The sequence below is a fragment of the Alterinioella sp. B-7 genome, from assembly GCF_056857775.1.
This window is the reverse complement of sequence record NZ_JBSXNT010000039.1, coordinates 16,962-30,356: the sequence shown is the minus strand read 5'-3', so window position 1 is coordinate 30,356 and position 13,395 is coordinate 16,962. Positions and strand designations below refer to the sequence as shown.

Here is a 13,395-nt window from a genome sequence, read left to right as displayed (position 1 = left end):
AACTGCAACATGTCGATGCCTGCCACCCGGACTGCTCCGTTTGCCAACTGGGCCATGTTGCTGGGCGCTGCCGCGCTGGTGCTGACCCTTGTCCACCTGTTTGCCGGTCCATTCGCCCCGGTTGATTCCGCGGGCGTGACACTTGGCGAACTGGCCGCCGAGATTCAGCAATCGGGCCTTCGCGCATTGCGAGGTGAGCCGCAACCCGAGGCGCAGCCACGTCCCTGGGACATTGACCGCATCCTTGCATTGGCGACGGCGGCAATAGGGGCCGTGGCCATCGTGCTGGCCGTCATCGGGTTCGTTCAGCACGAACCGCGGCGCGCGGTGATCGGCGGTTTCGGCCTGGGTGCGACGGCCATCGCCTTTCAGCTCATTGCCTGGTTGGCGTTCGCGATCCTCGGAACCATGATCGTCATCGCGCTGGTCCAGTCCCTCGACCTGGATTTCGGCTGAGCCGATCGGCGCGCAGCGGCTGGACTTCGGGCCAAACGGTTGTCATGAACGAGGCTGGACAGGGCGGCTGACGGGGGGACGGACATGGCATTCGGCAAGGGACATCACCTGCATCTGGTCGACGGATCGGCCTTCATCTTCCGTGCCTATCACGCGCTGCCGCCCTTGACGCGCAAGTCGGACGGGCTGCCCATCGGGGCGGTGTCGGGCTTTTGCAACATGCTGCACAAGTTCGTCGAGGATAATCACGGGCCCGACGCCCCCACCCATGTGGCGGTGGTATTCGACAAGGGCAGTCACACCTTTCGCAACGACCTCTACGATCAATACAAGGCCAACCGCGAGGCGATGCCCGAAGACCTGCGCCCGCAGATCCCGCTGACCCGCGACGCCACCCGCGCCTTCAATATCGCCTGCCTGGAAATCGAGGGCTATGAGGCCGATGACATCATCGCCACCCTGGCCCGCCAGGCGCGCGAGGCGGGCGGGCGCTGCACCATCATCAGTTCCGACAAGGACATGATGCAACTGGTCGGCGGCGGGGTGGAAATGCTCGACGCGATGAAGAATCTGCGCATCGACCGCGAGGGGGTGGAGGCCAAGTTCGGCGTCGGGCCGGAGCGGGTCGTCGATGTGCAGGCGCTGGCCGGTGACAGCGTTGACAACGTGCCGGGCGCGCCGGGCATCGGGGTGAAGACGGCGGCTCTCTTGATCAACGAATATGGCGATCTCGATACGCTGCTGGAGCGCGCGGGCGAGATCAAGCAGCCCAAGCGCCGCCAGACCCTGATCGACCACGCCGACCAGATCCGCCTGTCGCGCCAGCTTGTCCTGCTCGATGACGCGATGGAGCTTGATTTCAGCCTGGACGATCTGGACCTGCGCGCCCCCGAGCCGGAAACCCTGCTGGCCTTCCTGGCCGAGATGGAGTTCCGCACCCTGACCAGGCGCATCGCCGACAAGATGGGCGTCGAGGCGCCCGAGATCGAGATCGCACCCCAGGCCGAGGAGGGCGCGGAGGCGCCCGAGGAGGTGCCGTTCGACGCCGCAAGCTACGAGATCGTGCGCGACGCGGAGGCGCTGCAGGTCTGGATCGACGCGGCCCATGCGCGCGGCTACATCGCGGTGGATACCGAGACCACGGGCCTCAACGAAATGCAGGCGGGGCTGGTGGGTGTCTGTCTTTGCGTCGAAGCGGGCAAGGCGTGCTACGTGCCGCTGATGCACAGGCCCGGCGGTGACGACCTCTTCGGCAGCGACGCGCTGGAAGAGGGGCAGATGGGCCTGGATGAGGCGCTGGCGCTGCTGAAACCGATGCTGGAGGATGCGAGCGTCCTCAAGATCGGGCAGAACATGAAATACGACGCCAAGATCCTGAAACGCTACGGGATCGAGGTGGCCCCGATCGACGACACCATGCTGATGTCCTACGCGATGCATGGCGGTATCCACAATCACGGCATGGATGCGCTCAGCGAACGCTATCTGGGCCACACGCCGATCCCGATCAAGTCGATCCTGGGCAGCGGCAAGTCCATGAAAACCTTCGATCAGATCAAGATCGAAGACGCCGCGCCCTATGCCGCCGAGGATGCCGACATCACCCTGCGCCTCTGGCAGGCGTTCAAGCCGAAGCTGCACCAGGTGCAGGTGACCACGGTTTATGAGACGCTGGAACGCCCGCTTGTCCCCGTTCTGGCGCGCATGGAGATGCACGGGATCAAGGTCGATCGCGATACGCTTTCCCGCATGTCGAACGCCTTTTCCCAGAAAATGGCGGGGCTGGAGGCCGAGATCCACGAACTTGCCGGACGCAGCTTCAATGTCGGCAGCCCCAAGCAGTTGGGTGAGATCCTCTTTGACGAGATGGGGATCGAGGGTGGAAAGAAGGGCAAGACCGGCGCTTATGCCACCGGCGCGGATGTGCTGGAGGATCTGGCGACCGAGCATGACCTGCCCGCGCGGGTGCTGGATTGGCGGCAGCTTTCCAAGTTGAAATCGACCTATACCGACGCGTTGCAGGACCATATCGACCCCGATACGGGCCGGGTGCACACCTCCTACGCCATCGCCGGGGCCAGCACGGGGCGGTTGGCGTCTACCGATCCGAATTTGCAGAACATTCCGGTGCGCACTGAAGAAGGGCGACGGATACGCGAGGCGTTCGTGGCGGAGCCGGGCAATGTGCTGGTCTCGCTGGACTATTCGCAGATCGAGCTGCGCATCCTCGCCCATATCGCGGGGATCGACCAGCTCAAGCAGGCGTTCAAGGACGGCATCGACATCCACGCGCTGACCGCCAGCCAGATGTTCGGCGTGCCGCTGGAAGAGATGACCCCGGATGTGCGCCGCCGCGCCAAGGCGATCAATTTCGGGGTAATCTACGGCATTTCCGGCTTTGGCCTCGCGCGCAACCTGCGCATCCCCAGGGCCGAGGCGCAGGACTTCATCAACACCTATTTCGAGCGCTTCCCCGGTATCCGCGACTACATGGATGACACGAAAGAATTTGCAAAATCAAACGGTTACGTTCAGACACTTTTCGGACGCAAGATCCACACGCCTGAAATCAACGCCAAGGGCCCGCGCGCGGGATTCGCCCATCGCGCGGCCATCAACGCGCCGATTCAGGGCACGGCGGCGGATGTGATCCGGCGGGCGATGATCCGCATGGATGACGCCATCGAGGACCTGCCCGCGAAGATGCTCTTGCAGGTGCATGACGAGCTGCTCTTCGAGGTCGAGGAAGGCGCGGCGGAGACGCTGATCGCCCGCGCGCGGGAGGTGATGGAGGGGGCGTCGGACCCTGCCGTGAAGCTCTCGGTTCCGCTGACGGTCGATGCGGGGCAGGGCGCGAACTGGGCCGAGGCGCACTGAAAAAGGGGGGTGCATCCCCGTACACCCCCCGATGCACCCCCCGTGCATACGCGGGGGGCGTAATGTGCGGGGCGAATGTGGCGGTGTAGTCGACCGACATGCCCAATCGGGCGCACATCGGTGACGCATACTGCGACGGGTTTGCGGCCAACTTTCTCATTCATTATGGCGCAGCGATGGTCTGTAAACCTTCTCCTTGATCGGCTCCGCGACACCAGTCAAATTAAAAGAAAGTTATTGAAAGGCTGAGAGTGGTGGACCCCATTGTGATTTTCGCAACCGCCTGGTTGCTCTTACCCATCCTTCTTTTGGTCCTCTGGCTTCGCGCTCGTGGCGCAATACACCGTGCCGAAAAGCGGATTGCGGAAGCGGAAGTGACCACAGAAACGCTCAAGGAAAAATATGCGCCCATCACATCTGTTGAGGATGAAGTCTCGACGCTCAGGGACACGGCAACAGAGATACGGAAGCAAATCGAAGAGACGCGTAGCTCTTATTCCGAGAAGCGCGCCACGCTAAGAAAATTAGAGCAACAAGTCGCAATTTATGACGAAAAGCTCTCTTTCGCGGAACTGGGCGTCTATGAACCCCATTTCGAGTTCAACGATGCTGACGAATACAAGCAAGAGATCATTCGCATCCGCGACCGCCAGAAAGCAATGGTCTCGGCCAAGACCTCGACCCTCTGTCCGACGGATTGGCAAGTGGACGGAAGCCGCGCCAAGGGTCAGACGATGATTAACCGCCAGACCCGTCTGACCATGCGCGCCTTCAACAACGAATGCGAAGCTGCAATCGCAAACACGCGCTGGAACAACGTCAACGCGATGGAAAAGCGTATCCTCAATGCGGCCAAGCAAATCGACAAAACCAACGAGTCCATGAACCTGCGTATCAGTGAGCAATATGTCAGCCTCAAGCTGGACGAATTGCACGCGACGCATGAATACCGTGAACGCCTAAAGATGGAGAAGGAAGAGCGCGCAGAGCTGGCCCGTGCGGAACGCGAAGAGAAGAAGCTCCTAGCGGAAGCCGAAGCCGCAGAACGTGAGGAGGAACGGTATCAGAAGCTTTTGGACAAAGCGCGCTTAGAGGCGGGCGTAGATGAAGACCGTATTGCGGGGCTGGAAGCTGCTCTGGCCGAAGCCCACGCGAAAAGCGAACGGGCCCGCGCTATGGCTGAGATGACCAAATCTGGATACGTTTACATTATCTCGAACATCGGTTCCTTTGGCGAGGATGTAGTCAAGATCGGCCTGACGCGGCGGCTTGAACCAGACGACAGGGTAAAAGAGCTTGGTGACGCGAGCGTCCCGTTCGGCTTCGACACCCACGCCATGATCTATTCGGATGAAGCCCCAGCCCTCGAAGGCGCTCTTCACAAAGAGTTCGCAGACCGCCGCGTGAACGCTTCCAACATGCGGAAAGAGTTCTTCCGAGTCAGCTTGGAAGAGGTCGAGGAAGCCGTGAAACGCCTTGCCCCGTCGTCCAGCTTTTTCTCGGACCGTGAGGCGCAGGAATGGCATGAAACCATCTCGCGCCGCAAGGAGGCATTGAAGGACATGGCACGACCGTCAGACGTATTGCCCGAAGCGATATAGTCGTTCGTGCAACAGTTGGTGCAACAGTGGCGAAATCTCGTTTCGTTCCGCGCAGCAGCTTCGCCATGAAAGGCCGGATTCCCGCGAAACCAGGATCACGACGTGGACAAACACCCTGTTGTGGCTGCGAGCGGGCACAAGATCTTCCCTTTGCTTGCCTTGGCTGCCAGAACAGGGTCTCCTGCCGGGCGGAAAAACCGGGAGGCCCGACATGACCCACGGACAGGACAAGGGCGGCATCAACCTGCCTTTCACCGGCATCGCCACCTTCGGCAAATCCCCCTATTTGGCCGATTGGGAGGCTCTGGATGCCGATGTCGCCATCCTCGGTGCGCCGTTCGATTTCGGCACCCAGTTCCGGGCCGGCGCGCGGTTCGGGCCCCGGAGCATTCGTGAGGCATCGACGCTGTTCTCCTTCGGCCATGGGGGTGCGTATGACCACGAGGATGACGTGACCTATCTGGGGCCGGAGACCTCGATCGTCGATCTGGGCGATGCCGATATCATCCATACCGATACCGATGGCAGCCACGCCAATATCGAGGCTGCCGTGCGCTTCATCCTGTCGAAAGGCGCGCTGCCGGTGGTTCTGGGGGGCGATCATTCGGTGCATATCCCCTGCATCCGCGCCTATGAGGGGCGCGGGCCGATCCAAGTCGTGCAGATCGACGCGCATCTGGACTTTGTGGATGAACGCCATGGGGTGCGGCATGGCCATGGCAACGCGCTGCGGCGCGCGGCGGAGCAGGATCATGTCAGCGGCATCAGCCAGCTTGGCATCCGCAATGTCAGTTCCACCGCGAAGGAGGGCTATGAGGCGGCGCGTGCGATGGGGACGGATATCCTCTCGGTCCGGCAGGTGCGGGCGATCGGGGTTGAGGGGATGCTCAAGCGGATTCCGGCGGATGTGGACCTTTACTTTACCATCGACATCGACGGGTTCGATCCGTCCATCGCGCCGGGCACCGGCACGCCGAGCCATGGCGGGTTCCTCTATTACGAGGTGCTGGAGCTGCTGGCGGGGCTGGCGGCGCGGCAGCGGGTGGTGGGGATCGACCTGGTCGAGGTCGCGCCGGATCATGACGCGGGCGATGTGACCTCGGTGCTGGCGGCGCAACTGCTGCTGAACCTGATCGGGCGGGTATTGCACGCGGGCCACGCGAGGTAACGCTTGACCCGATGGCGGCGGGCGGCGTCTGCTGCGGGCGAAAAGGAGCCTCTGCAATGTCCGATCTGATGACTGTCCTCAATGCCGCCGGTCCGGTGGCCGAGATACGCCTCAACCGCCCCGCCAAGAAAAACGCGGTGACGCTGGAATTGCTGGCCGACCTGGTCGCGGCCTGCGAGGCGCTGGCCGACGAGCCGGGTCTGCGGGCCGTGGTTCTTTCGGGCGAGGGCGGCGATTTCAGCGCCGGGATCGACCTTTCGGTGCTGATGTCCCTTGCGGGCGACCTGGAGGGCGTGAAGGCCGAAATGCTGTCGATGGAGCCGGGCCAGCCGAACCGGTTCCAGGCCCCGGCCAAGGCGCTGATGGACCTGCCTGTGCCTGTGATCGCCGCGATTGAGGGCGTGTGTTTCGGGGCCGGGATGCAGCTGGCGCTGGCCTGCGATTTCCGCATTGCCGCGCCCGGTGCGAAGCTGTCGATCATGGAGGGCAAATGGGGCCTCATCCCCGATATGGGCATCAGCCTGAGCCTGCCGCGCCTGATGGCGCCGGATCGCGCCAAGGCGCTGATCATGACGGCGCGGGTGCTGTCGGGCGAGGAGGCATTGGGTGAAGGCTTGGTGACGCGGGTGGAGGAAAATCCACACGCCGCAGCGTTGGGGTTCGCCGAGGAACTGGTGGCGCGCTCGCCCGATGCGGTGCGGGCGTCGAAGGCGCTGGTGGATGCGCTCTGGGGGCAGGCGGGCGACGGCTTGCGGCTGGAGGCGGAGTTGCAGGCGGCACTGATGGGGGCGCCGAATCAGATGGAAACGGTGATGGCGCAGATGCAAAAGCGCGCGCCGGTCTACAAGTGAGCCCGGGCGGCATCGACCGGCGCGCCGTCCTGTTGGGCGGTCTGGCGGCGGGGCTGGCCGGGCCGGGATCTGCGCAAGTGCCGGGGAAAAACCCCCGGCCCGAGGTGCCGGTGGTGGTCCCGCCGGAGCATCCGCGCGTGGCGGGACTGGTGGGGCAGGTCTCGGCGGTCCGTCTGCGCGCGACGGTCGAGGGGCTGACCGCGTTCCCGACCCGCTGGAGCCCGTCGCCGCAGTTTCCGGCGGTCGAGGATTGGGTGGCGCGGGCGATGGGGCAGGCCGGACAGCCCGTGGCGCGGCAGGGCTACACGCTGCAGACCGGCGTGACACGGCACAATATCGTCGCGGGCAATCCGCTTGATCCGCGCGGGGTGGTGTTGGTCGGCGCGCATTTCGACAGTATATCGGAGCGCCCCGGAACGGACGCGCCGGGGGCCAACGACAATGCCTCGGGCATGGCGGCACTGATCGAGGCGCAGCGGATCCTCGCGCCGCTGTCCTTCGCGCATGAGATCGTTTTCGTTGGGTTCTCGGGCGAGGAGCAGGGGCTGGCCGGCTCCACCGCCTGCGCCAATATCGCCGCGCGCGAGGGGTGGCGGGTGGCGATGATGCTGAACCTCGACATGCTGGCCCGCCGCCGCGACACTCCGGACGCCCCGCTTTTCATCGAGGTCGATCAGGGCAACGCGACACCAGCGAATGACCGGGCGGCGGAGGCCTATGGCGCGCTGGCGGCACGGCTGGCCGCGGAACACACCAGCCTTGCCACTGCCCATACCGATATCTGGGACAGCGATTACATGCCGTTCGAGGCGCAGGGCTTTCCTTGTATCGGGTTCTACGATGGCGGGGCGGAGGCGCCGGAATATCACAGCAGCAGCGACGGGACGGACCGGCTGGATTGGCACCGGCTGGAGCAGGCGGCGCGGCTGGTCGTGGCCACAGGCGCGACGGTGGCACGGCTGGCGTGAGGCTGGTTTCGGGCGGGAAACCGCGGCGACGCGGTTTGCGCCACGCGTTTTCGAAAACGCGTTTCGCGCTCAGCCGTCCAGGTCAGCGACCGGGATGATCGGGAAGAACGTGGCCTGCGACCAGACGCCGAACCAGTCGGTGCCGTCGATCACGTGGGATTCGCCGAGATCGACCAGCCGGTAGAAGCTCTTGCGGTCGATCAGCGCCTCCATGCCCGCGCGCACCATGACGTAAGGTGAAGGCTCGCCCTCCTCGTCGCGCACCACGCGGATAGGATGCTCGGGCCCGGCGATGACGGTATCCTCCACGTTTGTGGTGAAACTGATAACCTGCTCGGCGCCCGCGCCCGCCGCCTCGATATCGACCGCGACGAAGGGCTTGTCGACGACGCGGATGCCGACCTTTTCCACCGGCGTGACCAGGAAATACTGGCCATCCTCCAGTTTCAGGATCGACGAGAACAGCTTGACCAGCGCGTGCCGCCCGATGGGCGTGCCCATGTAGAACCAGGTGCCGTCGCGCCGGATCTCCATGTCCAGATCGCCGCAGAATTCAGGGTTCCACAGGTGGACGGGCGGAATTTTGCCGCCCTTCTGGGCCTCCCTGGCGGCTTTCATCAGGCTGTCGGCGGTTGGTTTCACGATGATTTGTCCTGTTTCGGCTTTTGCCATTTGTGGTCGGCGCGATAGTTGTCTTTACTGAGCCGATATAAATCCTCGAGCGGAGCATTGCCATGTCTGACCCCGAAAAGCTTGTCGACGAGATAGAAGCGCTAGGCCGCCGGTTGGCCGAGGCGCGCGCCTCGATCGCAACGCGGATCATCGGCCAGGGGCAGGTCGTGGACCTGTCGCTTGCGGCCCTTCTCTCGGGCGGTCATGCCCTGTTGATGGGGTTGCCGGGGCTGGGCAAGACATTGCTGGTGGACACGCTGTCGACGGTCATGGGCCTCACGGCGGCGCGCATCCAGTTCACGCCCGACCTGATGCCCGCCGACATCCTTGGCTCCGAGGTGCTGGAGACCTCGGATGACGGCGCGCGGTCGTTCCGGTTCATCCAGGGCCCCGTCTTCTGCCAGCTTCTGATGGCCGACGAGATCAATCGCGCCAGCCCGCGGACGCAATCGGCGCTGTTGCAGGCGATGCAGGAGCGTGAGGTAACCATCGCGGGCGTGCATCACCCGCTGCCCGCGCCGTTTCACGTTCTGGCGACACAGAACCCGATCGAGCAGGAGGGCACCTATCCCCTGCCCGAGGCGCAGCTTGACCGCTTCCTGGTCAAGATCGACGTCGATTACCCGGACCGCGAGACCGAACGCGGAATCCTGTTGGCCACAACGGGGACCGAGGAGGCCAGCGCGCACCAGGTCTTTACCGCCGAGGATCTGATGGCCGCGCAGCAGGTCGTGCGCCGGATGCCGGTGGGCGACGGGGTGGTCGAGGCGATCCTGGACCTCGTGCGCGCCTGCCGCCCCGAGGATGAGGGCGCGCCGCAGACGGTGTGCGATCACGTCGCCTGGGGGCCGGGGCCGCGCGCGGCGCAGGCCTTGATGCTGACGGTGCGGGCGCGGGCGCTGCTGGACGGGCGGCTGGTGCCCTCGGTCGAGGATGTCGTCGCGTTGGCGCGGCCGGTGCTGTCGCACCGCATGGCGCTGAGCTTTGCCGCAAGGGCCGAGGGCGTGGTGCTGGAGGATGTGATCGACGAGGTGACGGCCCGCGCGACGCGGATCGAGGCGGCCGCTTGACCCTGAACACCCGCCATACGCCGGAAACCCTGCGCTCCCGCTCCGAGGCGGTGGCGGGCAGCCTGCCGTCGCTTCTGGCCGATGCGCAGCACCTGGCGGCGACGATCCTGCTGGGCGAACATGGCCGCAAGCGGGCGGGCACGGGCGATGAGTTCTGGCAATACCGGCAGGCCGAGGCGGGCGATGCGTTGCGGTCGATCGACTGGCGGCGCTCGGCGCGGGCGGATGTGCATTTCGTGCGGCAGACCGAATGGCAGGCCGCGCAATCGGTGATGATCGGGGTCGATGACGCGCGCTCGATGACCTATTCGGGGTCGAAGGCGCGCCCCTCGAAGCTGCGCCGGGCGCAGACCCTGGCGATGGCGCTGGCGATCCTGGCGGTGCGCGGCGGCGAACGGGTCGGGCTGACCCATCTGGCGGAACCCCCGCGCGGCGGCGAGGCGCAGTTGATGCGCATGGCCAGCGCCCTGATGGACCCCGAGGATGCGGGCGACTATGGCACGCCGCGCCCACAGGTGATGCCGCTGGGCGCGCGCGCGGTGGTTTTCTCGGATTTCCTGGGCGAGGTCGGCCCGGTCGAGGAGGCGCTTGGCCAGGCCGCCGACCGGGGCGTCAAGGGCGCGCTGGTGCAGGTGCTGGACCCCGACGAGGAACGGTTTCCCTTCGACGGGCGGACCCTGTTCGAGAGCATGAGCGGCGCGATCCGCTTCGAGACGCTGAAGGCGGGGGGCCTGCGCGCGGCCTATCTGAAACGGCTTGCGCTGCGCAAGGCGCAGCTGCGCGACATCGCGCGGCGCACCGGATGGCGCTATCATTGCCACCATACCGGAGAGGGGGCGGAGCCGAGCCTCTTGTGGATCTATCGCGCGCTTGAAAAGGTGCGGTTGTGACGGGCGGGCGAGGCATCTTTCCGGGGGCGGAAAGCGGGCCACGCGTCGATGCGCGTTTTCACCGTTCAGATTCTAGGGGGCGCCCATGATCGGAGGTCTCTCCTTTGCCGCGCCGGGGTTGTTGCTGGCGCTGATCGCCTTGCCGATCCTGTGGTGGCTGTTGCGCGCGGTGCCGCCTGCGCCGATCCGCAGGCGCTTTCCCGGTGTGGCACTGCTGATCGGCCTCAAGGATGATGACAGCCAGACCGACAAGACACCCTGGTGGCTGCTGCTCTTGCGTATGCTGGCCGTGGCCGCCGCGATCATCGGCTTTGCCGGGCCGGTTCTGAACCCGCCCGAGGAGCGGGAAACCGACGGGCCGCTGCTGGTGCTGATGGATGCCTCCTGGGCCTCGGCGCGTGACTGGCCGGTGCGGCTGGACCGTGCGCGGGGGCTGATCGAGGAGGCGGGGCGCGATGGCCGCCCGGTCGCGCTGGTGCAACTGACCGATCTGCCGGCGGGCGAGGGCGTGGCATTCCAGGCCGCGAATACCTGGCTGGCGCGGCTCGACAACCTGGAACCGCAGCCCTTTGCCCCCGACATGGGCGCGGCGCTTGACTGGGTGCAGGGGATCGAGGGCGAGTTCCAGAGTTTCTGGTTTTCGGACGGGCTGGACCATCCCGGCCGCGACGACCTGGCGCAAGCGCTGGCGGATGCGGGCGGTGTCATTGCCTTCGAGGGCGGGCGCGACGTGTTGGGCCTTGGGCCCGCGCGGTTCGAGGATGGCGTGATCCTGGTGCCGGGATACCGGCTGGAGACCGAGGCCGACCGAGCCGTTACCGTGCAGGCCTTCGGGCTGGACCCCACGGGGGTCGAGCGGGAACTGGCGCGCGGAGACCTGGCATTCGCGGCGGGCGACGGCGAGGCCGAGCTGGAGCTGGACCTGCCGCCGGAGCTGCGCAACCGGATCAGCCGGTTCCAGATCGCGGGCGAACGCAGCGCGGGCGCGGTGAGCCTGACCGATGACGGGTTGCAACGGCGCGAGGTGGGGCTTCTTGCCGGGGCCTCCGAGGCCGAGGGGCAGGAGCTTCTGTCGCCGCTGCATTACTTGCGGCAGGCGCTGGCGCCCACGGCGGACCTGCTGGAGGTGGGGCTGTCGGACCTGCTGCTGGCCAGCCCCGATGTGATCATCCTGGCCGATGTCGCCACGCTTTCGCCCGAGGAAACGCAAGGCTTGCAAGCCTGGGTGGAACGCGGCGGGATGCTGGTGCGCTTTGCCGGGCCGCGGCTTGCGGGCTCGGACGTGGCGCGCGACCAGCTTGATCCGCTGCTGCCGGTGCGGCTGCGCGAAGGCGGGCGCACGGTGGGCGGCGCGATGAGTTGGGGCGAACCGAAGGCCCTGCGCGCCTTCGACGAGGACAGCCCGTTTTACGGGCTTCGCATCCCCGCCGATGTGCGGGTGAGTTCCCAGGTCCTGGCGCAGCCCGACCCCGAGCTTGCCAGCCGCTCCATCGCGGCCCTTGCCGATGGCACGCCGCTGGTGACGCGGGCGCGTCTGGGGCAGGGACAGATCGTGCTGTTCCATGTCACCGCGAATGCGGAATGGTCGACCTTGCCGCTGTCGGGCCTGTTCGTGCAGATGCTGGAGCGGCTGGCGATTTCCACCCGCCCCGTGGACCCCGACGCGATCGACCTGGCCGGAATCACCTGGGTGCCGGAAGTGTTGCTGGACGGGTTCGGCACGCGGCGCGAGGCGGGCGTGATGCCCGGTGTCGACGGGATCGACCTGGCCACCGCGCCGCTGTCGGCAGCGTTGCTGCCCGGTCTCTATTCCGGGTCCGAGCGCCGGGTGGCGCGCAACGTCCTGGGGGCCGAGGAAATGCTGAGTGCCGCCAGCTGGCCCGCCGCCATCCCGGTCGAAGGCATGGATGCGCGCCCGGTGGTGACGCTGGCCTGGGCCTTCCTGAGCGGGGCGTTCATGGCTCTCTTGATCGACTCGCTGGCCGCGCTGTGGCTGTCTGGGCGCTTGCCGGGGCTGGCGCGGACCGCCGTGCTGCTCCTGGCCGTGACGCTCGCGCCCGAGGCGCAGGCGCAGGAGGAGTCGGACGAGGCGCTGGCACTGCTGGCGACATCGGAGGTCACATTCGGCTACGTCCTGACGGGTGACGCGCGGCTTGACGAGACATCCCGCGCGGGGCTCTACGGGCTGGGCCTGACACTGGCGCGGCGCAGTTCGGTGGAGCCCGCGCCGCCCATCGGGATCGACCTGGAAAATGATGAGCTGGTCTTTTTCCCGATGATCTACTGGCCGATCAGCCCCGATCAGCCGATCCCGTCGGATGCCGCCTATGCCCGGCTCAATGCGTATTTGCGCGGAGGCGGCATGATCGTGTTCGACACGCGCGACGCCGATATCGGGCGCTTTGGCACCTCGACCCCCAATGGCCGCGCGCTTCAGGAAATCGCCCGCCCGCTGGACATTCCGCCGCTGGAGCCGGTGCCCGAGGATCACGTGCTGACGCGCACCTTCTACCTGTTGCAGGACTTCCCGGGGCGCCATCTGGGCCGGGATGTCTGGGTCGAGGCCGCGCCGCCGGATGCCGAACAGATCGAGGGGATGCCGTTCCGCAACCTCAACGATGGCGTCACGCCGGTGGTGATCGGCGGCAACGATTGGGCCGCGGCCTGGGCGATGGGGGAAAACGGGCGGCCTCTCTATCCCATCGGGCGCGGGTTTGCCGGGGAACGTCAGCGCGAGATCGCGCTGCGCTTCGGTGTCAACCTGGTGATGCATGTGCTCAGCGGCAATTATAAGTCCGATCAGGTGCACGTGCCCGCCCTTCTGGACAGATTGGGGCAATAG

General features: G+C 65.8%; 10 protein-coding genes. 9 read left to right on the top strand and 1 reads right to left on the bottom strand.

Translation table 11 applies throughout. The features are described from left to right. The first annotated feature begins 9 nt into the window (after positions 1–9). From AC13C7_RS15015 to AC13C7_RS14990, 6 genes are all read left to right on the top strand, one after another. The gene (locus tag AC13C7_RS15015) at positions 10–456 is read left to right on the top strand and encodes a hypothetical protein (protein ID WP_446117495.1); all 447 of its coding nucleotides are present in this window, start codon (positions 10–12) and stop codon (positions 454–456) included. Between the two features lie 84 nt (positions 457–540). Continuing rightward, a complete protein-coding gene (gene polA / locus AC13C7_RS15010) occupies positions 541–3,333 on the top strand; it encodes a DNA polymerase I (RefSeq protein WP_482867971.1) in 2,793 nt (930 codons plus the stop codon). Between the two features lie 254 nt (positions 3,334–3,587). Beyond that, positions 3,588–4,934 (top strand): SNIPE associated domain-containing protein, encoded by a 1,347-nt coding sequence (locus AC13C7_RS15005; protein ID WP_482867970.1) that lies wholly within the window; start codon positions 3,588–3,590, stop codon positions 4,932–4,934. A gap of 211 nt (positions 4,935–5,145) precedes the next feature. After that, entirely contained in the window at positions 5,146–6,102 is a 957-nt protein-coding gene (gene speB, locus AC13C7_RS15000; RefSeq protein WP_482867969.1) for an agmatinase, read from the top strand. Positions 6,103–6,158: 56 nt separating this feature from the next. Continuing rightward, entirely contained in the window at positions 6,159–6,953 is a 795-nt protein-coding gene (locus tag AC13C7_RS14995) for a crotonase/enoyl-CoA hydratase family protein (RefSeq protein WP_482867968.1), read from the top strand. After that, positions 6,950–7,921, top strand: a complete 972-nt coding sequence (locus AC13C7_RS14990) for a M28 family metallopeptidase (protein ID WP_172320551.1) — start codon at positions 6,950–6,952, stop codon at positions 7,919–7,921. Before AC13C7_RS14995 ends, AC13C7_RS14990 begins: the two co-directional genes overlap by 4 nt. A 69-nt stretch (positions 7,922–7,990) precedes the next feature. Here the strand turns inward: AC13C7_RS14990 and AC13C7_RS14985 are convergent, their stop codons facing one another. Continuing rightward, complete coding sequence (locus AC13C7_RS14985) at positions 7,991–8,569, bottom strand: DUF1285 domain-containing protein (protein WP_474889182.1); 579 nt, start codon at positions 8,567–8,569, stop codon at positions 7,991–7,993. A gap of 86 nt (positions 8,570–8,655) precedes the next feature. Here AC13C7_RS14985 and AC13C7_RS14980 point away from each other — a divergent pair, with 86 nt between their 5' ends. The 3 genes from AC13C7_RS14980 to AC13C7_RS14970 all read left to right on the top strand — a co-directional run bounded on the left by AC13C7_RS14980 (position 8,656) and on the right by AC13C7_RS14970 (position 13,395). Continuing rightward, complete coding sequence (locus AC13C7_RS14980) at positions 8,656–9,663, top strand: AAA family ATPase (RefSeq protein WP_482867967.1); 1,008 nt, start codon at positions 8,656–8,658, stop codon at positions 9,661–9,663. After that, complete coding sequence (locus AC13C7_RS14975; RefSeq protein ID WP_482867966.1) at positions 9,660–10,553, top strand: DUF58 domain-containing protein; 894 nt, start codon at positions 9,660–9,662, stop codon at positions 10,551–10,553. Before AC13C7_RS14980 ends, AC13C7_RS14975 begins: the two co-directional genes overlap by 4 nt. Before the next feature lie 85 nt (positions 10,554–10,638). Then, positions 10,639–13,395, top strand: a complete 2,757-nt coding sequence (locus AC13C7_RS14970) for a DUF4159 domain-containing protein (protein ID WP_482867965.1) — start codon at positions 10,639–10,641, stop codon at positions 13,393–13,395.